We start from the raw sequence: 26,669 nt of genomic DNA, 5'->3' as shown, positions 1-26,669 counted from the left end.
TGGACCTGCGCGATTACTTGATCGGGCAGTCCGGCGCGAGGCGCATATCGAGGTAGTTGTTGACCGACTTCATCAGGTCATCGGTCTCGTTTTCGAAGAAGTGGTTGGCCTTGCGCACTTCATCATGGTGGATGGTGATGTGCTTCTGGGTGCGTAGCTTGTCGACCAGCTTTTGCACCGCGTTGGGTGTCACCACCGTGTCGGCGTCACCCTGAATGATGATGCCCGAGGCGGGGCAGGGTGCGAGGAAGCTGAAGTCGTACATGTTGGCGGGCGGCGCGATCGAGATGAAGCCGCGGATTTCCGGGCGGCGCATAAGGAGTTGCATGCCAATCAGCGCGCCGAACGAGTAGCCCGCGATCCAGGTGGTCGAGCTTTCGGGGTGGATCTGCTGCACCCAGTCGAGCGCGGCGGCCGCGTCCGAAAGTTCGCCGATGCCATTGTCGAAGCTGCCCTGGCTGCGGCCCACGCCGCGGAAGTTGAAGCGCAGGGTGGCAAAGCCGCGTGCAACGAAGGTCTTGTAGAGATGCTGCGTGATGCGGTCGTTCATCGTTCCGCCCGCCTGCGGGTGCGGGTGGAGGATCATGGCGACCGGCGCACGCGGACGCGGTGCAGGCTGGAAGCGGCCTTCAAGACGGCCTTCGGGTCCGGGAAAGATCACTGCGGGCATGGAATAGCGAACCTGACTTGTTGAGGCTCCGGCAAGAATGGCCGCGCAAGGAAGGGGCCGTGATTGCAGGAGTGGAAATGGGAGAGCAGTTTATATAGAAACATTCGTAGCAAAAACAATCACGACAAAACAAGCGGAGCCGCCAATTTCTTCCCCTGTCTACCTGGACCATGCCGCAACCACCACCTTGCGGCCCGAGGCACGCGCCGCGTGGCTCGAAGGTGCCGAAATCTGGGCCAATCCCTCCAGCCCGCACAAGCAGGGGCGCGCCGCGCGCGCCGCGCTCGAGGACGCGCGTGAGCGGGTGAAGCGGGCGCTGGGCTGGAGCGGTGAGCTTCTTTTCACCTCGGGGGCGAGCGAGGCGCTGGCCCTGGGATTGGGCCGAGCGAAGATTCAGCGCCGTCTTGTTTCGGCGGTCGAGCATGACGCGGTTTTTCGTGCCTCGGCCGATGCCTTCGAAATGCCGATGGCAGGGGGCGCGTTGGACGGCCAGGTTCTGGCCAAGCGCCTTGGCGAAGAGGGGCGCTGTGTACTCGCGCTTCAGTCGATCAACTCCGAGACAGGGACCGTGCTGCTGCCTTCTGGGGCGAACGAAGCGTTGGAGGCAATGCGGGCGGCCGGAGGGCTCCTGCTCGCCGACTGTTCGCAATCGGCAGGCAAGGCGCCGTTGCCCGAGGCCGACCTCATCGTTGTCTCGGCCCACAAGCTGGGTGGTCCCGTCGGGATCGGCGCGCTGCTGGTGCGCGACTTCGCGCTGCTGGAGCCGGTCGGCGGGCAGGAGCGTGGCTACCGTGCGGGAACCGAGAACCTGCCGGGGGCAATGGCCTTTGCCGCAGCCTTGGAAGCGGGCGGCGTTGAGAGCTGGGCGACGAGCGAGAAGGAACGCTTCGCTTTCCGCGACCGCCTCGCCGAATTTGGTGAGGTGATCCAGCCCGGCACGGCCTGCTCGCACATCTTCGCGCTCGCGGCGCCCAGGCTTGCTGCCACCGCCATGCTCATCCGGCTCGATGCCATGGGCTTTGCGATTTCAGCGGGAAGCGCGTGCTCGTCGGGGACACTCAAGCAGAGCCGGGTGCTCAAGGGCTTCGGGGTCGATGAAGACACCGCGCGGCACACGGTGCGGGTCAGCATCGGCTGGAACACGACACTCCAGGACCTCGATGCCTTTGCGAAAGCCTGGGCGCAGGTGAACGGGTGATCTATCTCGACTATCAGGCAACGACCCCGCTCGCGCCTGAGGCGCGCGAGGCCATGCTGTTCTGGCTGGGTGGACCCGAGACCATCGGCTTTGCCAACCCACACAGCCCGCACCGCCCCGGGCGCATGGCGGCCGCCGCCGTGGAGGTCGCGCGCGATCAGGTAGCCGCGCTTCTGCCACCAGAAGGCCGCGTGATCTTTACCTCGGGCGCAACCGAGGCGATCAACCTGGCAATAGTGGGAAGCGGGGCGAAGCGGCTGGCCGTGTCGGCCATCGAGCACTCGGCCGTGCTCGATACCGCGCGCTGGATGGATTCTGAAGTGCAGGAAATTCCGGTCGGGGAGGATGGCTGCGTGGCCACCGACGCGTCGCTGCGCGAGGGCACGCATCTCGTCGCGGTCATGCAGGTGAACAACGAAATCGGCACGGTCCAGCCAGTGAACGAACTGGCGCAGCGCGCCCATGCCGCAGGCGCGCTGTTCCTGTGCGATGCGGCGCAGGGAGCTGGCAAGATCGCGCCGCCACAAGGCGCGGACATGATCGCGGTTAGCGCCCACAAGATGTACGGTCCCAAGGGGATCGGTGCGCTTTGGGTGCGCGACGGGCTCGATGTCGATCCGCTGATCCGCGGCGGCGGGCAGGAGCAGGGCCTGCGTTCGGGCACCTTGAGCCCGGCGCTGTGTGCCGGGTTCGGTGCAGCAGCCGCGCTGGCGCTCAAGAGTCGCGATGAGGACGCAGCGCATATTGCCCGGCTTTGGGATATTGCGCGTGCGGCTTTGTCGGACTGGGACCTCAATGGCTCGGCGGAACAGCGGTGGAAAGGAAATTTAAACCTGCATCGCAAGGGGTTGGATGTAGCCCGTCTGATGTCCGATCTTCGCACGGTGGCGTTTTCGGCTGGCTCGGCTTGCGCCAGCGGCTCGGGGAGGCCCAGTCACGTGTTGCGTGCACTCGGACTTGCCGACAGCGCGGCCAAGGCCTCTATCCGTTTGGGATTCGGGCGATATAGTACACAACGGGACATAGAGGATGCCTGCGCTCAAATAGAAGCCGCTGCGGCGGCGCAGGGAGTCTGAACTTGGTATACGTGCAATTCGTCACGACCGAAGGGAACAAGGTTTCGGCAGAAGCTGAGCCTGGAACGCGCCTGCTCGAAGTGGCTCAGGCCGCGGGCATGCCGCTTGAAGGGACATGTGAGGGGCAGATGGCCTGCTCGACCTGTCATGTCTATTTGTCGGATGAGTGGTTTGCAAAGGTCGAGCCCGCCTCCATGGACGAAGAGGACATGCTTGATCTGGCTGCGGGTGTGGCGCGTACCAGCCGCCTTTCGTGTCAGATCGAACTGACCGAGGATCTCGACGGGATCGAGGTGCGTATCCCCGGCGTTTCGCGCGACATGCAGATCGGCTGAGCCGGAATAGGCGACAGCCGCACTCCGTTAGGAGTGCGGCTGCGCGTTTTTCGGGACGTGATCGGGGTGGCCCTTGTCAAGCGGCTTGCGCCGGAACCCTGATGGCCTCGATCAGGGCGTTTGAGAAGGCCGGGATGTCGTCGGGGTTGCGGCTCGTAATGATGTTGCCATCGACTGCCACTTGGCGGTCGACCACGTTCGCGCCCGCGTTGGCTAGATCGGTGCGGATCGAGGGCCAGCCGGTGACAGTCTTGCCGCGAACCGCGTCCGCTTCTATCAGCAGCCAAGGCGCGTGGCAGATTGCGCCAACGGGCTTGCCCGAATGGACGAAGGCCTGGACCAGTTCCACCGCCGTGGAATTGAGGCGCAGGGTATCGGGATTGATCTGGCCGCCGGGCAGGACGAGAGCATCGAACTCGCTCGCCTTCACATCGTCGAGGGCGAGATCTACCTTAACCGGATCGCACCAGTCGGTGTGATCCCAGCCCTTAATCTCGCCGGCCTCGGGGCTGGCGATCTGAACATCCATGCCGGCATCGCGAAGGGCATCGCGCGGACCGGTGAGCTCGGAGGGTTCAAAACCGTCGGTGGCGAGGATGAGGATGCGCTGGGTCATGTCATAACCTCCTTTTCTATTAGTGTTCCCTCATTCAACACCGCCGCGACACGTGCCGTTCCCGGTCCCGACACGGTCTGCCGCGCCTTGGACACGGATCGGAGAATGTCGCTCTGCGTTGGTCAGCCATTCCGGCGACGGCGCAGGTGGCCCACCAGCCAGACGATCCCCCAGATCACGAAGCCCAGCGGAATGCCGATGGCTCCCAGGATGATGAGCGCGCCGATCACGGTGCCGAGGATCGTGTCGAGATTGCGCACCGCCTCTCGAATAGGTCCAAGGAAGCCGCGGCTCGACGGCGTGCGCGAGACGTAGGAGAGGTTCATTGCACTGAAGTCGACCCGGCCCTGCATTTGCGCCAACCAGCTCTCGGCCTGGTCGATCTCCTCATTGACCTTGGCGACGCCGCGCTCGGCCTCCACCAGTTCGGCGACCAGGCGATATTGGTAGCGGTAGGTGTAGGCGATGCGCGGAACCGAAACGGGGATCTCGCCGCTCTCCGGCGCTTCCTTTGGCGGCTCTTCGCTGATGTCTGCCGTCGTGATCTTGTCTACCCCGCTCGGAGTGGCTTCGTAGTTACCCGCCTCGCCGCAACCGACCAGCAGAAACGAAGCAAGAACAGGCGTAAGCGGCCACACGGGCCTTGTCGGACCGAGCACTCTCTCTCCATTCTGATTTTCAAGAGAGAAAAGCGCGCCGCAAGCCTGCGGAAAACTGCGAATTGTCGCTTTGGAGTGTGGTCCCGCGCTGCTACGCTGCCGGCCATCATGGTGACTTCTCTCGACGACAGTTCCGATCCGTTCGACGCCATTGTCGATGCGCCTTTCGATGCCGCGCTTTCCGAGCGCTACCTCGTCTATGCGCTTTCGACGATCACCGCGCGTTCGCTGCCCGACCTTCGCGACGGTCTGAAGCCGGTTCACCGGCGCCTGCTCTGGGCGATGCGGCAACTGAAGCTCGATCCGGCAAGTGCCTACAAGAAGTCCGCGCGCGTCGTTGGCGACGTGATCGGCAAGTATCACCCGCATGGGGATGCGTCGGTCTACGATGCGATGGTTCGCCTCGCGCAGGACTTCTCGCTGCGCTACCCGCTGGTGCAGGGGCAGGGCAATTTCGGCAACATCGATGGCGATAACGCGGCGGCCTACCGCTACACCGAGGCGCGCCTCACCAAGACCGCGATCCAGCTTATGGCGGGGCTCGATGAAGGCACCGTCGACTTCATCCCGACCTACAATGGCGAAGAGAGCGAGCCGGACATCTTCCCGGGGCTCTTCCCGAACCTGCTAGCGAACGGGGCGACGGGTATCGCGGTGGGCATGGCGACCTCGATCCCCAGCCACAACGCGGCCGAGATCATTGATGCGACGATGCTCCTGATCGAGAACCCGCAGGTTGAGCATGCACAGCTTATGGAGGTTTTCCATGGGCCTGACTTTGCAACCGGCGGTCTTGTCGTCGACAGTGCGGCGGCTATCTCCCACGCCTACGAGACGGGCAAGGGCGCCTTCCGCATGCGCGGACGCTTCTCCAATGGCCGGGACGAGGCGGGCAACTGGGAGGAAAGCGGCGTCGAGAAAATGGGTGGCGGCCAGTGGCAGCTGGTCGTTAGCGAAATTCCCTACATGCTCGCCAAGGGCAAGCTTATCGAGCAAATCGCGCAGCTTATCGCGGACAAGAAGCTGCCCATCCTGGAAGACGTGCGCGACGAGAGCGACGAGCAGATCCGCATTGTCCTTGTACCCAAGAGCCGCAATGTCGATCCGGAACTCCTGAAGGAAAGCCTCTACCGGCTGACTGATCTGGAGAGCCGCTTCTCGCTCAATCTGAACGTCCTCGACGCGCAGCGCACGCCCGGTGTGGTCGGGCTGAAGGACCTGCTGCGTCAGTGGGTCGTCAACCAGATCGACATTCTCCAGCGCCGCACGCAGCACCGACTGGACAAGATCGCCGCCCGTCTCGAGCTCGTTGAAGGCTACATCATCGCCTATCTCAACCTCGACCGGATCATCGAAATCATTCGGACTGAGGATGAGCCCAAGGCGGTGATGATGGAGGAATTCAACCTCACCGACCGGCAGGCCGAAGCGATCCTCAACATGCGCCTGCGCTCCTTGCGCAAGCTGGAGGAAATGGAGCTCCGCCAGGAGCACGAGGGACTGCTCAAGGAGCAGGACGAGCTCACCAAGCTGCTCGAGAGTCCGGCGCGCCAGCGCACACGCCTCAAGCGCGATCTGACGGCGCTGCGCAAGGATTACGCCGAAGATACCGAGCTTGGCCGCCGCCGCACGACGATTGCCGAAGCGCGCCCCACGGTCGAATTCTCGATGGACGCGATGATCGAGAAGGAGCCGATTACGGTGATCCTCTCGCAGCGCGGCTGGATTCGCGCGGCCAAGGGCCACGTCGCGCTCGACAGCGAATTCAAGTATAAGGAAGGCGACGGCCCAGCCTATGTATTCCACGCGCAGACGACGGACAAGTTGCTGATCGCACTCGACAATGGCCGGTTCTATACGTTGGGTGGCGACAAGTTGCCCGGCGCGCGCGGCTTTGGCGAGCCGATCCGCACGATGGTCGACATTGACGCAGAAGCACAGATCGTTGCCGCACTTGCGCACAAGCCCAAGGGGCAGCTCCTGCTGGCCTCCAACATGGGGCGCGGCTTTGCCGTCGTGACCGACGAGATCCTGGCGGAAACCCGCAAGGGCAAGGCGGTGATGAGCACCAAGCCGGGCGTGAAGCTGACCGTGGTGCGCGAAATCCCGGCCGAGCACGATCACGTGGCCGTGGTGGGAGACAACCGCAAGCTCGTCGTCTTCAATCTGGATGAGCTGCCGATCATGGCCAAGGGGCAGGGCGTGACGCTCCAGCGCTACCGCGACGGGGGGATGGCGGACGTGACCACGCTCAAGCTGGAAGAGGGTCTCTCCTGGAGGATGGGCGGCGACACCGGGCGCACGCGTACCGAAAAGGACATCGCGATGTGGAAGGTCGCGCGCGGGGCGGCCGGGCGCTTGCCGCCCAACGGTTTCCCGCGTGACAACAAGTTCTGAAGAACGAAGGAAGCGATTGCGAGGGCGATAGGCCCTTGCAAGAATCCTTCTGCTAAATCTCTTCTACCGGCTGAGGGTGGTTTGGTACGAGGATCAGCGTGCGGCCCTCGACACGCCAGCTGGCAAGACGCGAGAGCAGGTTCATCCCGATCACGTTCTGTTCGCCTAGGCCCGGCGCGACGACGGCATCGAGATCGCGCGCGACGATGTTCCCGAAGCGTAGTTCGTCTACGGTGACGAGTTCGGCGGGGACGGTGCCGTTGGCCGTGCGCATCGCAATCCGGCGGGGAACGGGCGAATGTTCGATCCGTGCGGCTTGGGCTGTCACGGGAGCAAGTGCCGTGAGGGTAGCCCCGGTGTCGACCAGAAAATCGCGTTCGACGCCGTTGATGCTGGCGCGGATCCAAAAGTGTCCGTCCGGGGCCATGGCGACCCGTGTTTCGCTGCCCTCAACGCTTTGCCGCTCGATCCCGACCTGGGGCAGGGCAAAGTCGAAACCGGTATTGAGCCGTGCGAACTGGGCGATGGTGAGGAGCAGGGCGGCGACAAGGCCAAGGTTGCCCACGCCCTTCACGAAACCGCCGAGGAACGGCAGGGGCCCGCGCAGGAGGCCGCCGAGCATCGTCACCAGCAAGGCGCCCAACGCGAGCGCAAGGAGTGGCTGGCCTGCAAGATAGCTCGCAAGGTCATCGAGCTGGTCGGGAATTTCGAGGTTCATGGTCCCTATACTACCCGCACAGACCTTGCCGGTTCCTGACCGGGCTAGGCGCCATGCTCATGGCTTCAGGATCAGCCGCTCACCGTCCACGCGCCAGCTCTTCATCTGTGAAAGCAGATTCATGCCAATGACGGAGGTCTCGTTCTGCGTGTCGGGCAGAACAGCGAGTGGGAGGTCGGTCGCCTTGATGGTGCCGAGGCACAGCGAACGGGCGAGACCCATGCGCGCGACAACGGTGCCGTTGGCAGTGTCGAGCAGACGGCCTTCGCCGTTCTGGCTGGCGGCAAGACCGGTGCGTTGCGCAACGCTTTGCGGAACCGTGGTGTAGGTTGCGCCGGTGTCGATCATGAAGTCGACCGGTTCGCCATTCAGTTGCGCCTTGACCCAGAAGTGTCCGTCCGCGCGCATGGCGATGACGGTTTCGTCGCCTTCGATACTGGCCTCGCGGGTATGGTCGAGCCAGAGCGCGGCGTCCGAGGTCCGGTTGCTGCCTGCGAACTGAACGACCGTGAGCAGTCCTGCCACGAGAAGTCCGAGATAGGCGACATTGCGCATTCCCGTGCCAAGACCCGGACGCTTCCCGCTCACCATCTGCGCGGCAACGGCGAGCACGATGGCGGCCACCGTCAGCGCGAGGAGCGGCTGGCCTTCCAGAGTGGCGCCAAGGTTGCCTCCGCTCACGCGCGGCCTTGCGCGATCACATTGTCGAGCAGCTGCTCCACGCGCGGGCCTTGCGGGAACCCTTCCGCGATCCACATCGCTTCGACGGCGCGCAGGACGCGCGCGACCTCGGGGCCTGCGCCTACACCGCGCGCGACGATTTGGCCGCCCTTGAGCGGGAAGGTGGGGACGGTCCAGTCCTTGAGCGGGGTGACATCGGCCCCTGCGATCAGCAAGCGGTCGAGCGCCTGTTCCATGCCCAGTCGGAATGCGAGCGCCCGCGACTCACCGGGAATGTCCTCGCGCGCAGCGGCGAGAGCGAGGCGCTTCTTCTGCGTTCCGGAAAGTCGGAAGCGCGAGGCGATCTGTTCGGCGAGAGCAACATCGGGCGGGAGCAGGGCGGCAAGGCGGCGTACCGGATCGGGCGCGATTCCATGGCGCTGCTCGCACGCGATGAGGGCGGTGAGCGCTTCGGGGTTGGCTTCGGGCAGAATCACGTCGAGAATGCCCAAGGATTTCATCCGGGCAATAGTCGGTGCGGGATCGGTGAGGCCGAGGAGGTTCATCGTTTCCATGCCCACTCGCTCGCGCGAGAGGCCCTTGAGCGTCGCGGCGAGTTCCCGGCAGGCACTCTCGGCTTCGGGGTCGGCGGGCAGGCTTCCGAAACGGGCCTGGAAGCGGAAATAGCGCAGGATGCGCAAGTGATCCTCGCGGATGCGCTGGCGGGCATCGCCGATGAAGCGCACGGTGCGCGAGGCGAGATCGGTCTGGCCTTCGAAATAGTCGAAGATCGTGCCATCCACGGGATCGGCGTAGAGGGCGTTGATGGTGAAGTCGCGCCGCGCGGCGTCCTCGTGCCATTCCTGCGCGAAGGCGACCGTGGCCCGGCGCCCGTCGGTCGAGATATCATGGCGCAGGGTGGTGATCTCGACTGGGCCGCCGAAGAGGACAGCGGTGACGGTGCCGTGTTCGATCCCGGTGGGTACGCGGCGGATTCCGGCCTCCTCAAGGCGCTGCATGACCTCTTCAGGCCGCAGCGTGGTGGCCATGTCGATGTCCTTCACGGCAAGGCCAAGCAACGTATCACGCACCGCGCCGCCGACGTAGCGGGCGCAGCCCTCGCCCAGTGCCGCGACCAGATCGGCGAGATCCGCGCGGCCCATCCATTCGGCGCGAAGCCGTTCAGTCATGCCAGTTCAGCCTATGCGTTAGGTTGGTGATGATGGCGCCAGTAACGCCCCAGATGCGGTGTCCCTCCCAGATGATCTCGACATATTCGCGCCGCGCGCCTTCCCATTCCAGGCTCCTGGCCTTCTGGTTGGCCGGATCGAGCACGAAGTCGACCGGGGCCTCGAACCACTTGGCAACCTCGGCGGGGTTGGGGCGGATCTCGATGTCAGGGGGCACGATGCCCAGGACGGGCGTAATTTCGTAGCCGCTGCCGGTGCGGTAGAGATCGCCCGTGCCGACGACCCGCACGCAGGCGGGATCAATGCCCAGTTCCTCGTTCGCTTCGCGCAAGGCGGCTTCGACCGGCGCTTCGCCCGGATCGATCCGGCCGCCGGGAAAGGCGACCTGGCCCGGGTGCGCGCGCATCGAGGAAGGGCGGTGGAGGAGGAGCATACCGGGGCGCTCGCGTTCGGTCAGCGCAATGAGGACGGCGGCCGGGATGAAGCTCTCGATCTGGGCGGTGCGCGGATCGATGAAGCGGTTGGGCTGGGCATGTTTTTCGCGCGCCTCGAAGCGGCGCTTTACGGCCTCGAACAGGGCGCTCATGCCGTGCTCAGCGGGAAACGGGCGGTGCCGCTCGTGACCGAGAGGTCATCGCTTGCAAGCGCGATTTCGGCGAGCTGGGCGTACGTGCTGCGGTTGAGCCGGGCACGGCAGCCGTGGCGCACGTCCAGGTAAATGGCGGGTGTGTCGGGATCGCCTTCGGCCGTGATCGGGTGCGCAGGGCCCGCGATCACGAAGTCATCGGTGTTGAGGCGAAAGACGAGATTGCCGTCCTCCGCCTTGAGGTCGACGGCGAGGAACGCGGCATCTTCCACCGCAATCGACAGTTTCTGGGTGGGCGTGACCAGCCAGTGCTGGTCGTGTGCGTCGCACAGCAGCAGCGAGGCAAAGGCGCGCACCATAGCGGGGCGCGTGATCAGGCCGTTTTCGTGGTACCATCGTCCGTCGGCGGCGATGCGCATATGGCTGTCCCCGACATGTGCAGGCTTCCAGGTTTCGACGGGCGGCAGTCTCCGCGCTTCGAGGAGCGCGGCCACGTCGGCGAGAGAAAGGCCGGCAAGGTCGGGTGGGGCTTCGTAAGGCATGGCGTGTGCGATGCCAGATAGGCACGCATGCGCCAAGCGCCAAGCTTTTCCAGCTTCATTCCCGAGCCAGGCACCCTGATATGCGGCTGGGACCGGATCCCGTTCAGCGCGTCCAGGGGCCAAGCGTGCCCTTTGTAGGCAGCACGGCCGGGTTGTCGCAGCGCACCAGCAGGCGGCTCGCCTCGAACGTACCGGGCAGGTCCCACCCTTGCGTCTGGGCGTTGCTGAAGGCCCAGAAGCGGCCGTAGTATTCGGGATCGCCGATGAGGACCTGCGGGAGCGGGGCGCGCTCGTCGATGCCCGACATGGCCGCCGACATCAGCGCCTGGCCGTAACCGCGGTTCTGTTCCTCGGGCAGTACGGCAACGGGGCCGACCATGATCATCGGGTGCGCGCGGCCATCGTCGTCGGTCAGCGCGACCGGCCAGCACTGGATCGAGCCGACCATCATGTCCTTGGCGTCCATGACCGCGAAGCTGAGCGCGGGGAGCCATTCCATGCCTTCACGCACCTTGTAGGCGGTGCGCTGGTGTCGCTCGGGTTCGAACGCACGGTCGAGGAGGTCCTCGACGAGGGCGGGGTCGACGTTGTCGAGCGGAATGACGGTTGCGGTTTCGGACAAGTTGGACATGGCGCGCGCCGATAGGGCTGGACGCACGCTTTGTCGATTCAATTCGCGCTTTGGCCGTTGGCAGGAGGCACCAGTTTCAGGAGGTGTCCGCTGTCCGGAGCAGGGCCGTCTTCCAGCAGCCAGATCTCGCCCGAGGGTGTCTCGCGTACCTCACGGATGCGATGATCGAGTTCATAGCGCGCTTCTTCAACACCTTGTGTGCCGTTGAGGGCGACCAGGACGAGGCCGGGGACGGAGAAGGAGGCAATGACCGCCTTGCCTTGGAAGCCGGGATAGCGGTCTGCCTTGTACAGAATGAAATCGCCCGGTGCGATCACCGGGTTCCAGCTGATGGCGGGCCCGGCAAGGTCAGGACGGGTGGAATGGCGCGGAATCGGATCGCCGTTGTAGTGATCGCCGTCCGAGACGAGAGGCCAGCCGTAATTGAGCCCTGCCTCGACGCGGTTGATTTCGTCGCCACCCGCAGGCCCGTGCTCAAGGTCCCACAGGTCCCCGTTCGCATCGAAGGCAAGGCCAAGTACGTTGCGGTGGCCGTAGGACCAGATCTCGTCGGAGGGTGAGCCCTTGTCGGCAAAGGGGTTGCCGGGCGCCGGGGAACCATCGGGCAGCAGGCGCACGATGGTTCCCAGCGTGTTCGATGTGTCCTGCGCGGGCTGGCCCTTCTGGCGTTCACCCGAGCTGACGAAGAGGTAGCTTTCATCGGGCGAAAAGGCGAGACGGTGTGAATAGTGTCCGGCACCTGTCACTTTGGGGGTCTGGCGCCAGATTACTTCAAGTCCTTCGAGCACACAGCTGGCGGGCGCCGAGCAGGCCAGAGTGCCAAGACCCACGGCTGCGCCGCGGGTGTCGCCTTCACCCGGCTCGGCCCAGGAGATGTAGACCCGGCGCCCGTCGAGCGATCCGTTCCCGGGCGGTGTCCAGTCGGTTTGCGGGGCGAAGAGGACATCGCCAAGGCCGCCTTGGCCCTGGTAGGCGACCTTGGGTGCGCCGCTGACGGTTCCCTTGCTGCCATCGGGCAGGTAGAGGCGGATCGTCCCGGCCTTCTCGGTGATGATCGCCGTGTTGGTGGCCGCATCGATGTCCATAGCCCAAGGTTCCTCGAAGCTTGCCAGCGTTTCCACCGTGAAGGGCGGCGCTGCGGCTTCTGGGGTGGGCGGGGTGTCGGAGGCCGATGATCCGCAGCTTGCCAGCGCCAGCCCGAGCGCCGATAGGGACGGCAGAAACATGGATTTTCCGGAGATCATGACGCTTCCTTCTATCGGCCCCTACGGGGGCATCGCGCTGGTTCGCCCGCATGTCATGGGCATTGACGAGGCCGGTCGTGGGCCGCTGGCCGGGCCTGTTGTGGCGGGCGCTGTGCTGCTTGGCAAGAACGCGCCGGCCGGGCTCGACGATTCCAAGAAACTCTCGGCCAGCCGCCGGTTGCAGCTGGAAACAGAAATACACAAAACCTGCCTCTGGGCTGTTGGTGTCGTCGATGTCGAGACGATCGACCGTATCAACATCTTTGCTGCGACTATGCTGGCGATGACCCGCGCGGCCAGTTCGCTGTGCTCCAAGGCCGGGTTCGAGCCGGACGAGGTTCTCATCGATGGCAACAAGACGCCGGAGGGACGCAGCGAGGGCTGGCGCTGGCCCAACGTGCGCGCGATCGTGGGCGGTGATGGCAGCGAGGCGGCGATCTCGGCTGCCTCGATCATAGCCAAGCAGCACCGCGACCGGATCATGCGCGTGCTCGCGCAGGCCTTCCCGATGTACGGCTGGGAGCGCAACGCGGGCTACGGCACTGCAGGACATCTTGCCGCGCTGCGCGAACATGGACCCAGTCCGCACCACCGCCGCAGCTTCGCGCCCATCGCCCAGCTCGAAATGGCGTTTTGAGCCGCTTGCGACATCCTCTTTCGGAGCGGCGTAAAAAAATTTCGCGGCACCGCGCAGGGGTGCAGGCACAATATGTTGAGTCGTTCGCGAATCGGCAGACTCCATATGCTGTGTCGGATTCGTTTTGTTCCGTTTTATGATACCTTGAATCATCAGGATTCCCGGCGAGTCGCAGCTTGACGGCGACTCGCCGATGAATCATTAGGGTCGTCTTTCCACAGTTAATTATGGTTTTAGACGGGGTCATGATGGGTCAGGTACTGCTCAAGGAACGCATTCGCGCAAAGGCACCGGCGCCGACCCCGAAGGAACTGCTGCCGCTTGGCCAGATCATTCCGGGCGACTGCATCGAGGCGATGCGCCAGATCCCCGACGCGAGCGTGGACATGGTCTTCGCCGATCCGCCGTACAACCTGCAGTTGGGCGGCGATCTCGACCGTCCCGATGGTAGCCGCGTCGATGCGGTCAACGATGAGTGGGACAAGTTCGCCAGCTTTGCGGCGTATGACCAGTTTACCCGTGACTGGCTGACCGAGGCGCGCCGTGTCCTCAAGCCCGACGGTTCGCTGTGGGTGATCGGCTCGTACCACAACGTGTTCCGCCTTGGCGCGATCATGCAGGACATGGGCTTCTGGATCTTGAACGACATCGTGTGGCGCAAGGCGAACCCGATGCCCAACTTCAAGGGCACCCGCTTCACCAACGCGCACGAGACGCTGATTTGGGCGAGCATGGGCGAGAAGGCGAAGTACACCTTCAATTACCGTGCGATGAAGACACTCAACGATGAACTCCAGATGCGTTCGGACTGGCACCTGCCGATCTGCAACGGCGCCGAGCGCCTGAAGAAGGAAGGCCGCAAGGTCCACCCGACGCAGAAGCCCGAGGCGCTGCTCTACCGTGTGCTGCTCGCCACCACCAATAAGGGTGACGTCGTACTGGATCCGTTCTTCGGCACCGGCACCACGGGCGCTGTCGCCAAGCGCCTTGGCCGCGAGTGGATCGGCTGTGAGCGCGAGGGCGATTACCGCGAAGCGGCGATGGAGCGCATCGAGATGGCGCTCGAACTCGACGAGAGCTCGCTCAAGACCATGCAGTCCAGGCGCGCAGCACCCAAGGTCGCCTTCGGCACGCTGGTCGAGACCGGCTGGATTGCGCCGGGCACCGAACTGACCGCCAAGAAGGGCAAGTTCACGGCCACCGTGCGCGCCGACGGCTCGCTCGCTTCGGGTCCTGTGACGGGGTCGATCCACGGCGTGGGCAAGGAATTGCAGGGCGCGCCCTCGTGCAATGGCTGGACCTTCTGGAGCATCCAGCACGAAGGCAAGCTCAAGCCGCTCGACGACATCCGCCAGCTCTACCTGCTTGCCACCGAACCGTGAGAAGAGGGTCTCTTCCACCCTTTCTCGACACCGTCCGGTAAAAGGCTAAAGAGCCGCCATGCCCCGCAAGATCTATATCCGCCCGATCGCTCTGGTCGACAGTCCCCAGAGCGAAGCGGGCAACGCTGTCCGCCTTGGTGGTTCGCTGGCTTGGGCCAGTCGCTTTGCGCTTATCGAACGCAAGGGGCGTAAGGTTGTCGCGCGCACGCTGGTCGATGCAGCGGCCATGCCTGCTGCGATTGCGGCGCTCGATGCGCCTTTGAAGACGCAGGCCGAGACCCAGTGGTCAGCACTTGCGAAAGTGCATGCGCCGATCTCCTGCGGCGAGCGCACGATCCGCCTGGATCAGCCCCAGGTCATGGGCATTCTCAACATGACGCCCGACAGCTTTTCCGATGGGGGGCGGTTCCTGGACCATCCCGATGTCGCCATCGACCACGCTGTGGGCATGCTGGAGGAGGGCGCCGCGATCATTGACGTGGGCGGCGAGTCCACGCGCCCTGGCGCAGCTGCAGTTTGGGAAGGGGATGAAATCAAGCGCGTCGTCCCCATGGTCGAGCGCCTTGCCATGATGGGCGCGGCGGTTAGCCTCGACACCCGCCGCGCGGCGGTGATGGAGGCGGCACTGGCTGCGGGTGCGCACATCATCAATGACGTTTCGGCTCTGCGCTTCGATCCGCGCAGCTTGGAATTGGCGGCGGCCTCGAAGGCGCCGGTGGTTCTGATGCATGCACCGGGCAAGGGCGATGACCTGCATTCGGATGGGCGCTACGGCGACGTCGTTCTCGACGTATTCGACTGGCTGGAAGAGGCCCGCGACGAGGCCGTGGCCGCAGGCATCGCACCGGAGCGCATTCTCCTCGATCCGGGCATCGGCTTTGGCAAGACGCTGGCCGAGAATCTGGCGTTGATGAACGCCATCGCGCTGTACCATGCCCTTGGGCACCCGCTGCTGGTGGGCGCGAGCCGCAAGCGCATGATCGGGGCCCTCTCGAACGAGGCGGCAGCCCATGAGCGTTTGGGTGGTTCGATCACGCTGGCGCTCAAGGCCATGGAGGCGGGCGCGCACATCGTGCGGGTCCACGACGTGGCCGAAACGGTGCAGGCCGTGCGCGTGTGGCGCGGTATGCGGGATGCCGCGCTCACCGACTTCTCGCAGCTGGTGGATTGATCGGGCAGCCTCAGGGCTCGTCCGACACCCGAAATCTTGATCGCCGATGAACCGCAGCTTTCTGCGGGATGAACCAGCAAGGGGCGGTGCGTTCACCGCTGCACGCATCGCCGTTTTCGTCGCGGCAAGGGCCCATTTCGTCTCTTCCCCGGGAGGGATTTACCCGATCGACCCGTTTCCTTCCCGAACGCAAGGCAATCGAGCCTGGCGCTGATTTCGAAGAAGGGAGACACATCCCATGATCAAGACCAAGACCTTTCGCACCGCCGTTCTCGCCGCTGCCGTGGCCATCCCCGCAGGCGCGGCTGTTGCCGCCATGCCGATGGGCGACATGCCCATGACCGCCGAGCAGCAGTGGGCGCAGACCGAGGAAGGTCGCATCATGACCCGGCCTATCGCGGGAATCGCGAATTCCCAGTGGTTCGATTATCAGGGGAACGTCCTTGAATCGAAGAAGGAGCTTTCAAGTGACCTCAAGCGCGCGACCGATTTGGAAGACGCCCGCGATGCCTACGGTGAGTATGCGCACGAACTGAAGGACAATCGTCTCGACTACGCCAAATACATGTCGGAAAAGGGCCACACGGTGCCCCGCGTCTATCTCGAAAACTGAACCGACCTCTTTCCCCTCAAGAGATCTGGATAAAAGCGTCGTTGGTCTTTGGCCAGCGGCGCTTTTGCCTAGAGAGGCAAGCGTTCTTCGGCATGTCTTGAAAAGGTCATGGCGCTTTGGGAGAAAGCGCCATGCTGACCTCCTCGCGCCGCCGCTTCCTGTTCCTGTCCACGAGCGGCCTTGTTGCTGGTGGAGCCGCCCATGCGCAGGCCTCCTCGCCAGCCGCGCTGCTGGAGCCCTACTACCGCGACCTTGAACACGAGGTTGCGCTCCCCCGCGCGCCCGAGGGACCGCAGCTTGCCCCGGAGACCGAGATCACGCGCTTTGCGGTCGGCAGCTGCAACAACCAGGAAGGCGACCAGTCCTTCTGGCAGGGCATCGCCAGCCGCGACCCGCAGCTCTTCCTCTACATCGGCGACAACGTCTACGGCGATCCGGGCTGGGATGGGGGCGCGGATCTGGGATCGCTGCGCCGGGCCTACGAACGCCTGAATGGTCACCTGGAGTTTCAGGAATTCCGCAAGACCGTCCCCATGCATACGGTGTGGGACGATCACGACTACGGCTTCAACGATGGCGGCACCGTGTTCCCGTTCAAGCGCTGGTCCGAGCACATATACGAGACGTTCTGGAACGCGCCCGGAGACGTGCGTGGGCGTGAGGGCGTGTATCATGCGCGCACCTATGGGCCAGAAGGGCGCCGCGTGCAGATCATCCTTCTCGACACCCGCTTCCAGCGCTCCCCGCTCGTGCCGCCCCCGCCGGGCCAGACCCTGCCGGTAAATGGGCGCTATGTGCCGGATAGCAGCGCGGACGCACAGATGCTGGGCGCGGCGCAATGGGCCTGGCTCGTCGAGGAACTCGCAAAGCCTGCGGACCTGCGCGTGGTCGTCTCCTCAATCCAGGTGCTGTCCGATGCACATTTGTGGGAGGGCTGGGAGCTCATGCCGCGTGAGCGGGAACGTCTTTACGCCGCGTTGGCTGCGCGCAAGGGCGGCTGGCTCGTCCTCCTTTCGGGTGATCGGCATGTTGGCGGGATCTATCGCAAGGATGTGCCCGGTGCCGCCAAGGGCATTTGGGAGATGACCGCCTCCTCGCTCAACCGCCCCAACGCCAGCAATGCCGAAGCGACCGCGCGCGAGCCTGATGCGGATCGGCAGGGGATGTGTGTGGGCGATGCGAATTTCGGCGAAGTCGCCGTGGACTGGGATGCGCGCGAAGTGACGCTGACGGTCTGTCGCACGGACGGGCAGCCGCTCGTCACGCGCAGCTTCGGGTTCGCGGCCTAAGCGGCGTTGTCGATGCCGAGATCAGCCAGCTTGCGGTAGAGGGTCGACCGGCCGATGCCCAGACGCCGGGCCACTTCGGTCATCCGGCCCCGGTAGAGCCCGATGGCAAGACGGATGACGTCGGCCTCGATGTCCTCAAGGCGGCGCAGGTTGCCATCGGGCGTGTAAAGCATCACGCCCGCACTCTCCTGCAGCGGATTGCCCGCCACGTTGGAGGGGCCGGGGCCGAGGATGGCGAGAAGCTGCGGGAAGTCCGCGGAGGTAAGTGCATCGCCGTCACAAAAAACCGACGCGCGGAACAGCGCGGCCTGAAGCTGGCGCACGTTCTCAGGCCAATCGTAGGCGGCCAGAAGCGAGAGCGCGCCATCGGTGATACCCAGTTCGCGCAGGCCCGGCTGTTCGCCGATACGCGCGAGGAAATAGCGGGTGAGGGCCGGGATGTCACCGGAACGCTCGCGCAAGGGCGGCAGCGTGACTTTGGTGTGGCCCAGCGCTTCGGCAAGCTCGGGAAGGAAATTCCCGGTCGCGGCAAGGTCGGCCAGGGGCAGGTTGCTCGACGAGATCAGGCGCACGTCGACGCGGAAGGAATGGCGCGCGCCGATGGGGCGCACGTCCCCCCTGCGGATCGATTCCAGCAGGCGTTCCTGCACCGACATTGGCAGGCAATCGACTTCGTCGAGGGCAAGGGTCGCGCCGTCGGCGTGCTGGAGCGCTCCGACCTGGCGCTCGAAGGCACCGGGAAAGGCGCCTTTTTCGTGACCGAACAGGACGGATTCGATGGAGTTGGCCGGAATGCCGCTGATGTTGATGAGGCGCAGCGGCATCTTCGCGCGCGATGAAGCCGCGTGCATGGCGCGTACCAGCATTTCCTTGCCAGTGCCGCTCTCCCCCTCGATCAGCACGGGATGCTGGCCGCGCGCCGCCTTGGCGGCAACGGCCAGCGCCTTGCGGAAATTGGGCGCGGCCCCGATCATCGATTCGAAGTCGGGCCGCGAGGGCATCTTCTCGGTGAGCGGAGCGAGCTCGTCGCGCGCAGCCTCGCGCGTGGTGGCCGAGCGCAGTGCGTGCATCAGCCGCTCGGGCGCGACCGGCTTTACCAGATAATCGCTGGCGCCCGCCCGCATAGCCTCGACCGCGAGCAGCGGCGAGGTGCTGGCGGTGATCATCAGGATCGGCAGGGCCGGGCGGCGCGACTTGAGTTCGCTGATGAGCGCGCAGGCATCATCGCCAGGCACCCACTGGTCCAGGATGATCGCGGAGAGCTGCATGCCCTGGCGCGTCCCAAGCATGGCGATGGCGGTTTCGGCGTCCTGCGCGGTGACGGTGCGCCATCCTTCACGCGCCGCCAGCGCTGAAATGAGACGGCTCTGGGCCGGCTCGTCGTCGATCAGCATCAGCAGGCGTTGCTCGTATTCGGCCATGGTGCGCGTCAGGGTCCTCACATGTACCGGTTTGATACAGCACCTTATGTGCGGGAGGTAAAGGCGGGATTAAGCCTGTGCTTCGCGACAAGTAGCGTTGCGTTCGTCTTTAGGCTAATAGACCCGGCGTGCGGTGGACCCGATAACACTCGGGCGCCGCGCAACGGGAACACTTCGACTGCCCCCGCGATATTGTACCTGGCGCAGGGCGGGGAAGGTTGAGGGAACAGGACCGGCGCCCTAGGCTGGCGGTGGTCCGAATGAACAGGGGAAGGACGCAAGACATGGCTTCGGGGCACGATATCAAGACTTCGCAGGCAACCTACAACGGGTTCATCAAGGCCGCGACCTGGGGCACGGGGTTCTGTATCCTGGTGACTGCGTTCGTGGTGGGGCTTATCGCCTCCTGACCTGACACCAGGTCCACACCATTCGATAGAACAGGGGCTCGAACATGGGTACGGGCAGGAAGATCGCCGTTCTACGCGAACGCGCGAGCGGGGAGGCGCGCGTCTCGGCGACGCCCGAGACGGTGAAGAAACTGATCGCGCTGGGCGCCGCGCTCCATGTCGAGAGCAGGGCGGGCCTGTCGGCTTCGATCCTGGATGAGGCTTACCGCGAGGCGGGGGCCAATGTGGGCCAAGCGGCGGCGGTCGTGGCCGGGGCGGACATCGTGTTGGGTGTGCAGGGGCCCGATATCGCGCTCCTGTCCGGCGTGGCGCCGGGCGCCTGGGTGGTCGCCGGGCTCGATCCCTTTGGCCAGCGTGCCAGAGTCGATGCTTATGCCAGTGCCGGGCTTGAAGCGCTGGCGATGGAATTCATGCCGCGCATAACCCGTGCCCAGTCGATGGATATTCTCTCCAGTCAGTCCAACCTCGCCGGATACAAGGCGGTGATCCTGGCGGCCGATACCTATGGCCGCGCCTTTCCGATGATGATGACGGCGGCGGGTACGATCAGTGCAGTCAAGTGCTTCGTGATGGGCGTGGGCGTGGCGGGCCTTCAGGCAATTGCCACCGCGCGACGTCTGGGCGCACAGGTCTCGGCGACTGACGTGCGCTCAGCGACCAAGGAGCAGATCCTCTCGCTCGGCGCCAAGCCTATCTTCGTGGAGAATGTCGCCGGGATCGATGGCGAAGGCGCGGGCGGCTACGCCACCGAGATGGGCGAGGAATACCAGAAGGCGCAAGGCGAACTGGTGTCGAACCATATCGCCAAGCAGGACATCGTCATCACCACCGCGCTTATTCCGGGTCGCCCCGCGCCGCGGCTCATCACCGATGCACAGATTGCCTCGATGAAGCCGGGCAGCGTGATCTTCGACCTGGCCGCCCCGCAAGGCGGCAATGTGGAAGGAACCGTCGCTGATGAGGTGGTGGAGAAGCACGGGGTGAAGATCATCGGCCTGTCGAATACGCCGGCGCACCTGCCTGCCGACGCCTCGGCGCTGTTTGCGCGCAATCTGTTCAATTTCCTCTCCGCCTTCTGGGACAAGGAGGCAGGCGGGCCCGTGCTCGACGCGGAGATCGGCGACGCCATTCGCCTGACGCAGGGTGGCAGGATCGTTCACGAACGGCTGCTCGGCTGACAGGGAGGAGGAGAAGACCCATGGATTTCATCAGTATCCTCTCGATCTTCGTGCTGGCCTGCTTCGTGGGCTATTACGTTGTCTGGTCGGTGACGCCGGCGCTGCACACTCCGCTGATGGCGGTGACCAACGCGATTTCCTCGGTCATCATCGTGGGCGCACTCGTCGCCAGTGCTGCAGCTGGGGTACCGGGTGCAAAGTACCTTGGCCTCGCCGCCGTGGTGCTCGCCAGCATTAACATTTTCGGTGGCTTCGCCGTCACGGCGCGCATGCTCGCGATGTACAAGAAGAGGGAGAAGAAGTGATGCGACTTCCTCTTCTCTCAGCCGTGGCAACCATGCCGGTGAACGAGACCGTGCAGGAGATCGAGATTGTTGAGGGCCACGCGGTGAACCCCTGGGTGGCACTTGCCTATCTCATTGCGGGCGTGTGCTTCATTCTTGCGCTGCGGGGCCTTTCGCATCCCACCACCAGCCGCCAGGGCAACCGCTACGGCATGGTCGGCATGGGCATCGCGGTCGTGACCACACTGGTCACGCACGAGATCGCCAGCCTGCCCGAGATCGGCGCCGCCATTGCTCTTGGCGGGATCATCGGCTTCGTGATCGCGCGACGCATTGCTATGACCGCGATGCCCCAGCTTGTGGCGGCCTTTCACAGCCTGGTCGGGCTCGCTGCCGTGCTGGTGGGCTTGGCGGCCTGGCTCAATCCCGGCGCCTTTGAAATCCTCGATGCGACGGGCCAGATCATGGTCGCCAGCCGTATCGAGATGGGCCTTGGCATTGCCATCGGTGCGATCACCTTTTCGGGTTCGATCATCGCCTTCCTGAAGCTCAACGGGAACATGTCGGGTTCGCCGATCCTGCTGCCTGGACGCCATCTCCTCAACCTGGCCGTGCTTGTCGCGATCCTGGGCCTCGTGGCAACCTACGCGCTGAGCGGGGCAGGCGGTCCGGGCGAGGGGCTGCTGATCGTGTGGATCACGCTGCTCGCCTTCGTGATCGGCTTCCTGCTCATCATCCCGATCGGCGGGGCGGACATGCCGGTGGTCGTCTCGATGCTCAATTCCTATTCGGGTTGGGCCGCTGCGGCGATGGGCTTTACGCTCCACAATACCGCGATGATCATCACCGGCGCGCTGGTCGGCTCCTCGGGCGCGATCCTTTCCTATATCATGTGCAAGGCGATGAACCGCTCGTTCGTTTCGGTCATCGCAGGCGGCTTCGGGGCGGATGCAACAGGTTCGGCAGGCGAGGGTGGAATCGGCGAACCGCGTCCCTGGAAACGCGGTTCCGCCGAAGATGCGGCCTTCCTGATGAAGGAGGCGGAGAACGTCATCATCATTCCGGGCTATGGCATGGCGGTCGCGCAGGCGCAGCACGCGCTGCGAGAGATGACCGATATGCTGAAGGACCACGGCGTCTCGGTGAAGTTCGCGATCCACCCCGTGGCGGGACGCATGCCCGGGCACATGAACGTGCTCCTCGCCGAAGCCAACGTGCCCTACGACGATGTCTTCGAACTGGAGGACATCAATTCCGAATTCGCGCAGGCTGACGTCGCCTTCATCATCGGTGCGAATGACGTCGTGAACCCGGCCGCGCGAACCGACAAGTCTTCGCCCATCTACGGCATGCCCGTGTTCGACGTGGAGAAGGCCAAGACGATCTTCTTCATCAAGCGCTCGATGGGCGGGCAGGGCTATGCAGGCGTCGACAACGAGGTGTTCTATATGGACCAGACCATGATGCTCCTGGCCGACGCGAAGAAGATGGTCGAGGAAATCGTCAAGACTCTCGATTAACCCCTTGGAAAAATGGGTGACACCCCCGACCTTGCGGGCATGACTTCCTTGATCCGACTGGCCGTGCTGGCCGCTGTCCTGTTTGCTGCCTGGACCTTTGGTGTCCCCGCCTATGCCCAGTGGCGTATCGACGGCGCTCTGCGCGATGCCGGTGTGCGCGATACGGTCGCCACGTGCATCGCAGGCCGCATGGCCACGGACCTCTCGCCCATGCAGCTTTGGTCGCTGCGCAGCCTGGAAGGCGAGAAGACGACGATGCGCGATTGGCTGGACGCGGTCGGCCGGATCGAGGATTCCCAGGTGCTGCGCGTCGCGGGCCAAAGCGCGGCCTTGTGTTCGAGTGGGCTCGCCCGCTAGGATCTTGGAAGGATCGCTCAACGCCGAATGCGGGAAAGAATTTCAGCCTGATGCTTGCACCTTACGCTTCCGATCCGGCCCGTTCGCGTGGCCGGGAATTCCCCATGGAAAACGGCCTCGCACGGGGCGAGCGCAGCCCCTACCAGCGCGACCGCGACCGTATCATCCACTCAATCGCGTTCCGCCGCCTGCGTTATAAGACGCAGGTTTTCGTTGCGCCCGATGGCGACCATTACCGCGTGCGCCTGACCCACAGCCTCGAAGTCGCACAGATTGCCCGCGTGATCGCGCGTATTCTGGGCCTAGATGAGGACCTCACCGAGGGACTCGCGCTGGCCCACGACATCGGCCATCCGCCGTTCGGCCATGCTGGGGAAGAAGCGCTCGACGCTGCGCTTCACAAGGCGGGCGGCTTCGATCACAACGCCAACACGCTGCGAACGCTGATGCGGATCGACAGCCCCTATCCGCACCACGACGGGCTCAACCTGACCTGGGAGACGCTGGAGGGCCTGGCCAAACACAACGGGCCCGTCGCCAGCCCGACCTGGGCGTTGCGAGAGCTTAACGCGGCCTACGACCTGGAGCTGAGCACCCACGCTTCGCTCGAAGCGCAGGTGGCCGCGCTTTCGGACGATATCGCCTACGATAACCATGATATCGACGATGGCTTGCGGGCGGGCTTCCTCGACCTCGACGAATTGCTCGCACATCCCTTCATCGCGGCCAACTGGGCCGAGGTGGAGCGGCGTTATCCCGATATTCCGCGTGAGCGCCAGCTGGCTGAACTGCTGCGTAGTCAGATCGGCACGATGGTCAACGACCTTGTCGCGGAATCGCAAAAGCGTCTTGTCGGTGTCGAAAGCGTTGAGGAAGTTCGCGCCGCAGGGCGTCCCCTGATCGCGTTTTCCGCCGAGATGGAAGAGGGCGAGCGCGCCTTCAAGCGCTTTATGTACGAGAAGCTCTATTACCATCCCGAGCAGCTCGAGACGGCGAAGCGCGCCCGGGCGGTCCTTGCCGAACTTTATGCTGCCTATTCGCAGGAACCCGTGCTCATGGACGAGAGCTGGATCGACACGCTCCCGCGCACGGAGCCCGAACGCAGCCGGCATATCGCGGATTACATCGCAGGCATGACCGACCGCTTCGCGATCACCTGCCATGAGAACATCTATGGCCGTACGCCGGCAGGCCTGCGCAATGTCTGACAAGGGTCGCGCGGCGGGCCCGGTCCGCCGCATCTGCCTGGTCGGGGCAAGCGGTCTTGTCGGGCAGGCCGTGCTGGCCGCGTCCGTGGGGCGCGAGGACGTGCGGATCATCGCCGTGGCCCGCAGCGAGATACCCACGCCGGAGGGCGCGCGCATGGACGTCCTGACCGGATCTGTGGAAAGCTGGCCCGAGCTGATTGCCGCCGCGCGCGCCGACGTGCTCGTCTGCGCGCTGGGAACGACCATCGCCAAGGCCGGATCGAAGGAGGCATTCCGTGCGGTCGACCGGGATCTCGTGGTCGATTGCGCGGAGGCCGCACGCAGCGCCGGGATCGCGCACATGATTGTCGTCTCTTCGGCGGGCGCGGAGTGTGGAAGCCACAACTTCTACCTCTCGGTCAAGGGCGAGATGGAAGAAGCATTGGGCAAGATGGGCTTGCGCCGTCTCGATATTCTGCGCCCCGGATTGCTGCGCGGACATCGTGCAGAACGGCGGCGGCTGGAGGGGTTTGTGCAGGTGCTCGCCCCGCTCGCCGACAGCCTCGCCCTCCATGGGCGGTGGCGCCGGTTTCGCTCGATCCGCGCGCACGAACTGGCACGGGTGATCGTCGGTGTAGCGATGGAAAAGGCGCAGGGGCGCTTTGTTGCCGAGCACGACAATTTCCGTAGGGTATTACAAAAAATACCTGTTTAATTGGGCAAGGCGGTCATGCCCGATTGACTTGGGCCCTCGTCTGAACCAATCGTGAGGCGATCGCTGGCAGCGCGGGAGAGACCTGCGTGATTCGCAATTGCTTATAGCCATTGCGGATTACGAATAGGCGCCGAAGGAGCAACCGCCCCGGAAACTCTCAGGCAAAAGGACCGCGCCTGCTGATAGCGATACTCTGGAAAGTGTCGGGCCCGAAAGGGTCGGGCCGCCGACGGTGTAACCTTGACGATTGGTCCTTTTACGGGCCGCTTCGAAGAGGGAAAACTCTCAGGTTTCCGTGACAGAGGGGGCACCGAACTGGTGTGACCTGACTGTTGCGGAGCTATGTCTTGAGCGAAATTTCCGATTTTGAAAATGACCCCGACCTGGAGCCCATCGAGCCGGCCATCCTGCCGCTTGATGCCTGGCACCGGGACAAGGGCGCGCGGATGGTCGAATTTGCCGGCTACCCCATGCCCATCCAATACGAGGGTATCCTGGCCGAGCACCTGTGGACGCGCGAAAGCGCGGGGCTGTTCGATGTCAGCCATATGGGCCAGCTGTACATCGCACCGGCCGAAGGTGCCGAGATCGACGTGGAGGCCGCGCTGGAAGGCGCGCTTCCCATCGATCTGGCGACGCTGAAGACTGGCTCTGTCCGCTATTCGCTGCTGCTCGACGAAGAGGGCGGCATCCTTGATGACCTCATGGTGACGCGCTGGAACAGCGGGTTCTACCTCGTCGTCAACGGGGCGACTAAGTGGGACGACATCGGTACCTTGCGCGAATACCTGTCCGACGAGGTGAACATCAACCACCTCGACGAGAATGCCCTTCTGGCGCTGCAGGGCCCCAAGGCGGTCGATGCGCTGGCGCGCCACGCCAAGGGCGAGACGCCGCTCACCGAGCTGAAGTTCATGAAGGGCGCTGCCTACACGCTGGATGGCGTTGATGCCTGGATCAGCCGTTCGGGCTACACTGGCGAGGACGGCTTCGAGATCGCGATCCCGGGCGAAGAAGCGGCCAAGGTCGCCGACCTTCTCTGCGGGGAACCTGAGGTCAAGCCGATCGGCCTTGGCGCACGCGACTCCCTGCGTCTTGAAGCGGGTCTTCCGCTTTACGGCCACGACATGACGCCCGAGCACGGCGCAGTGGAGGCCGGTCTCATCTTTGGCGTCAACAAGCGCCGCCGCAGCGAAGGGGGCTTCCCCGGTGCCGCGCGCGTCCAGAAAGACCTGGCCGAAGGCACGGACCGCCGCCGCATCGGGCTCAAGCTCGATGGCCGCATGGCCGCGCGCGAGGGTGCCAAGGTGATGTCGGGCGACTGCGAAGTCGGGTTCGTTACGTCGGGCGGGTTCGCCCCGACCCTCCAGCACCCCATTGCGATGGCCTATGTCGACACCGCCCTCGCGGCAAACGGCACGGCCCTGCAGATCGAAATGCGTGGCAAGCGGCTCGATGCCACTGTCGTCGCGATGCCGTTTGTCCCCAACCGTTACGTCCGCTGAGGAGCTTGCACCCATGTCTGTTTACTATTCCGAAGATCACGAGTGGATCGAAGTCGAGGGCGACCTTGGCACCGTTGGCATCACCGACTACGCGCAGGGTCAGCTGGGAGACATCACCTTTGTCGACCTGCCCGAAGAAGGCGCGACGGTGGCCAAGGGCGATTCGATTGCTGTCGTCGATTCCGTGAAGGCGGCAAGCGATGTCTACACCCCGGTTTCGGGTGAGATCGCCGAGACCAACGACGCGCTCGCCGACGAGCCCGAACTCGTCAACTCCGATCCCGAAGTCGGCGGCTGGCTGTTCCGCGTCAAGCTGGCCGACGCCAGTGAGCTCGAAGAGCTCATGGACGAGGCCGCGTACAAGAAGTTCGTCGCGGGTCTCTGATGCCGGTGGCCTCCCGCTCGCCCGAGGGGGAGGCCCCGGGACCGCAGCTTTCGGACGGGGCTGCGGCCCCTTTCTGTGCGCCTCCGGCATGGT

General features: G+C 64.4%; 29 protein-coding genes and 2 riboswitches. Of the genes, 18 read left to right on the top strand and 11 right to left on the bottom strand.

Annotated elements, in window-relative coordinates; all coding sequences use genetic code 11:
• Window positions 1–13: 13 nt before the first annotated feature.
• Complete coding sequence (locus FMM79_RS13180; protein ID WP_148627913.1) at window positions 14–670, bottom strand: alpha/beta hydrolase; 657 nt, start codon at window positions 668–670, stop codon at window positions 14–16.
• Between the two features lie 145 nt (window positions 671–815).
• On the opposite strand from FMM79_RS13180, the gene FMM79_RS13175 reads away from it, so the two are divergent.
• The 3 genes from FMM79_RS13175 to FMM79_RS13165 are packed head-to-tail and all read left to right on the top strand — an operon-like array spanning window position 816 to window position 3,279.
• A complete protein-coding gene (locus FMM79_RS13175; RefSeq protein ID WP_256376806.1) occupies window positions 816–1,868 on the top strand; it encodes a cysteine desulfurase family protein in 1,053 nt (350 codons plus the stop codon).
• Window positions 1,865–2,944 carry a cysteine desulfurase family protein gene (locus FMM79_RS13170; RefSeq protein WP_148627911.1) on the top strand — a complete coding sequence of 360 codons (1,080 nt, stop codon included), beginning with the start codon at window positions 1,865–1,867 and terminating at the stop codon, window positions 2,942–2,944. Before FMM79_RS13175 ends, FMM79_RS13170 begins: the two co-directional genes overlap by 4 nt.
• 2 nt (window positions 2,945–2,946) lie before the next feature.
• Window positions 2,947–3,279, top strand: coding sequence for a 2Fe-2S iron-sulfur cluster-binding protein (locus tag FMM79_RS13165; protein ID WP_148627910.1), 333 nt, complete (start codon window positions 2,947–2,949; stop codon window positions 3,277–3,279).
• Between the two features lie 76 nt (window positions 3,280–3,355).
• Here the strand turns inward: FMM79_RS13165 and FMM79_RS13160 are convergent, their stop codons facing one another.
• A complete protein-coding gene (locus tag FMM79_RS13160) occupies window positions 3,356–3,895 on the bottom strand; it encodes a type 1 glutamine amidotransferase domain-containing protein (protein WP_148627909.1) in 540 nt (179 codons plus the stop codon).
• A 122-nt stretch (window positions 3,896–4,017) separates the two neighbouring features.
• Entirely contained in the window at window positions 4,018–4,554 is a 537-nt protein-coding gene (locus FMM79_RS13155) for a DUF4349 domain-containing protein (protein ID WP_240339162.1), read from the bottom strand.
• A gap of 108 nt (window positions 4,555–4,662) precedes the next feature.
• Between FMM79_RS13155 and parC the strand changes: the two genes are divergently transcribed.
• Complete coding sequence (gene parC / locus FMM79_RS13150; protein ID WP_148627907.1) at window positions 4,663–6,951, top strand: DNA topoisomerase IV subunit A; 2,289 nt, start codon at window positions 4,663–4,665, stop codon at window positions 6,949–6,951.
• 52 nt (window positions 6,952–7,003) lie between these two features.
• Here parC and FMM79_RS13145 read toward each other — a convergent pair whose 3' ends face one another.
• The 7 genes from FMM79_RS13145 to FMM79_RS13115 all read right to left on the bottom strand — a co-directional run bounded on the left by FMM79_RS13145 (window position 7,004) and on the right by FMM79_RS13115 (window position 12,504).
• A complete protein-coding gene (locus FMM79_RS13145; protein ID WP_148627906.1) occupies window positions 7,004–7,669 on the bottom strand; it encodes a TIGR02281 family clan AA aspartic protease in 666 nt (221 codons plus the stop codon).
• Between the two features lie 57 nt (window positions 7,670–7,726).
• A complete protein-coding gene (locus FMM79_RS13140) occupies window positions 7,727–8,350 on the bottom strand; it encodes a TIGR02281 family clan AA aspartic protease (protein ID WP_240339161.1) in 624 nt (207 codons plus the stop codon).
• Complete coding sequence (locus tag FMM79_RS13135; RefSeq protein ID WP_148627905.1) at window positions 8,347–9,519, bottom strand: CCA tRNA nucleotidyltransferase; 1,173 nt, start codon at window positions 9,517–9,519, stop codon at window positions 8,347–8,349. The genes FMM79_RS13140 and FMM79_RS13135 overlap by 4 nt, the downstream gene beginning before the upstream one ends.
• Window positions 9,512–10,105, bottom strand: coding sequence for a CoA pyrophosphatase (locus FMM79_RS13130; RefSeq protein ID WP_148627904.1), 594 nt, complete (start codon window positions 10,103–10,105; stop codon window positions 9,512–9,514). The genes FMM79_RS13135 and FMM79_RS13130 overlap by 8 nt, the downstream gene beginning before the upstream one ends.
• Window positions 10,102–10,647: a DUF1285 domain-containing protein gene (locus FMM79_RS13125; RefSeq protein ID WP_148627903.1), complete on the bottom strand. Its 546-nt coding sequence runs from the start codon at window positions 10,645–10,647 to the stop codon at window positions 10,102–10,104. Before FMM79_RS13125 ends, FMM79_RS13130 begins: the two co-directional genes overlap by 4 nt.
• Before the next feature lie 103 nt (window positions 10,648–10,750).
• The gene (locus FMM79_RS13120; protein ID WP_148627902.1) at window positions 10,751–11,278 is read right to left on the bottom strand and encodes a GNAT family N-acetyltransferase; all 528 of its coding nucleotides are present in this window, start codon (window positions 11,276–11,278) and stop codon (window positions 10,751–10,753) included.
• Between the two features lie 38 nt (window positions 11,279–11,316).
• Window positions 11,317–12,504: a PQQ-dependent sugar dehydrogenase gene (locus FMM79_RS13115; protein ID WP_240339159.1), complete on the bottom strand. Its 1,188-nt coding sequence runs from the start codon at window positions 12,502–12,504 to the stop codon at window positions 11,317–11,319.
• Window positions 12,505–12,520: 16 nt separating this feature from the next.
• On the opposite strand from FMM79_RS13115, the gene FMM79_RS13110 reads away from it, so the two are divergent.
• From FMM79_RS13110 to FMM79_RS13090, 5 genes are all read left to right on the top strand, one after another.
• Complete coding sequence (locus tag FMM79_RS13110) at window positions 12,521–13,159, top strand: ribonuclease HII (protein ID WP_148627900.1); 639 nt, start codon at window positions 12,521–12,523, stop codon at window positions 13,157–13,159.
• A gap of 248 nt (window positions 13,160–13,407) precedes the next feature.
• Window positions 13,408–14,541, top strand: a complete 1,134-nt coding sequence (locus FMM79_RS13105; protein WP_148628123.1) for a site-specific DNA-methyltransferase — start codon at window positions 13,408–13,410, stop codon at window positions 14,539–14,541.
• A gap of 58 nt (window positions 14,542–14,599) precedes the next feature.
• Entirely contained in the window at window positions 14,600–15,712 is a 1,113-nt protein-coding gene (gene folP, locus FMM79_RS13100) for a dihydropteroate synthase (RefSeq protein WP_148627899.1), read from the top strand.
• A 238-nt stretch (window positions 15,713–15,950) separates the two neighbouring features.
• Entirely contained in the window at window positions 15,951–16,325 is a 375-nt protein-coding gene (locus FMM79_RS13095; protein ID WP_148627898.1) for a hypothetical protein, read from the top strand.
• Window positions 16,326–16,456: 131 nt separating this feature from the next.
• Window positions 16,457–17,614 carry an alkaline phosphatase D family protein gene (locus tag FMM79_RS13090; RefSeq protein WP_148627897.1) on the top strand — a complete coding sequence of 386 codons (1,158 nt, stop codon included), beginning with the start codon at window positions 16,457–16,459 and terminating at the stop codon, window positions 17,612–17,614.
• Here FMM79_RS13090 and FMM79_RS13085 read toward each other — a convergent pair.
• Window positions 17,611–19,035 (bottom strand): sigma-54 dependent transcriptional regulator, encoded by a 1,425-nt coding sequence (locus FMM79_RS13085; RefSeq protein ID WP_148627896.1) that lies wholly within the window; start codon window positions 19,033–19,035, stop codon window positions 17,611–17,613. The genes FMM79_RS13090 and FMM79_RS13085 overlap by 4 nt on opposite strands.
• 284 nt (window positions 19,036–19,319) lie before the next feature.
• Here FMM79_RS13085 and FMM79_RS13080 point away from each other — a divergent pair, with 284 nt between their 5' ends.
• The 9 genes from FMM79_RS13080 (at window position 19,320) to gcvH (ending at window position 26,576) form a co-directional block, all read left to right on the top strand.
• Window positions 19,320–19,445, top strand: coding sequence for an aa3-type cytochrome c oxidase subunit IV (locus FMM79_RS13080; protein ID WP_084592220.1), 126 nt, complete (start codon window positions 19,320–19,322; stop codon window positions 19,443–19,445).
• Between the two features lie 44 nt (window positions 19,446–19,489).
• Window positions 19,490–20,623: an NAD(P) transhydrogenase subunit alpha gene (locus tag FMM79_RS13075; protein ID WP_148627895.1), complete on the top strand. Its 1,134-nt coding sequence runs from the start codon at window positions 19,490–19,492 to the stop codon at window positions 20,621–20,623.
• Window positions 20,624–20,643: 20 nt separating this feature from the next.
• Window positions 20,644–20,928, top strand: a complete 285-nt coding sequence (locus FMM79_RS13070; protein ID WP_148627894.1) for an NAD(P) transhydrogenase subunit alpha — start codon at window positions 20,644–20,646, stop codon at window positions 20,926–20,928.
• Window positions 20,929–20,960: 32 nt separating this feature from the next.
• Entirely contained in the window at window positions 20,961–22,427 is a 1,467-nt protein-coding gene (locus FMM79_RS13065) for an NAD(P)(+) transhydrogenase (Re/Si-specific) subunit beta (protein WP_148628122.1), read from the top strand.
• Between the two features lie 12 nt (window positions 22,428–22,439).
• Complete coding sequence (locus tag FMM79_RS13060) at window positions 22,440–22,784, top strand: hypothetical protein (protein ID WP_148627893.1); 345 nt, start codon at window positions 22,440–22,442, stop codon at window positions 22,782–22,784.
• Window positions 22,785–22,831: 47 nt separating this feature from the next.
• The gene (locus FMM79_RS13055) at window positions 22,832–23,992 is read left to right on the top strand and encodes a deoxyguanosinetriphosphate triphosphohydrolase (protein WP_148628121.1); all 1,161 of its coding nucleotides are present in this window, start codon (window positions 22,832–22,834) and stop codon (window positions 23,990–23,992) included.
• Window positions 23,985–24,686, top strand: a complete 702-nt coding sequence (locus FMM79_RS13050) for an NAD(P)H-binding protein (protein ID WP_148627892.1) — start codon at window positions 23,985–23,987, stop codon at window positions 24,684–24,686. The genes FMM79_RS13055 and FMM79_RS13050 overlap by 8 nt, the downstream gene beginning before the upstream one ends.
• A gap of 62 nt (window positions 24,687–24,748) precedes the next feature.
• Window positions 24,749–24,869, top strand: a riboswitch (glycine riboswitch).
• A riboswitch (glycine riboswitch) is annotated at window positions 24,870–24,998 on the top strand.
• Between the two features lie 44 nt (window positions 24,999–25,042).
• On the top strand, window positions 25,043–26,191 hold the full coding sequence (gene gcvT, locus FMM79_RS13045; protein ID WP_148628120.1) for a glycine cleavage system aminomethyltransferase GcvT: 1,149 nt from the start codon (window positions 25,043–25,045) through the stop codon (window positions 26,189–26,191).
• A gap of 13 nt (window positions 26,192–26,204) precedes the next feature.
• Window positions 26,205–26,576 (top strand): glycine cleavage system protein GcvH, encoded by a 372-nt coding sequence (gene gcvH / locus FMM79_RS13040; protein WP_039393152.1) that lies wholly within the window; start codon window positions 26,205–26,207, stop codon window positions 26,574–26,576.
• Window positions 26,577–26,669 lie beyond the last annotated feature (93 nt).

This window comes from Novosphingobium sp. BW1, from assembly GCF_008107685.1.
GTDB lineage: Bacteria > Pseudomonadota > Alphaproteobacteria > Sphingomonadales > Sphingomonadaceae > Novosphingobium.
Note: the sequence above shows the minus strand (reverse complement) of the source record. Positions and strands in the feature narration are given on the sequence as shown.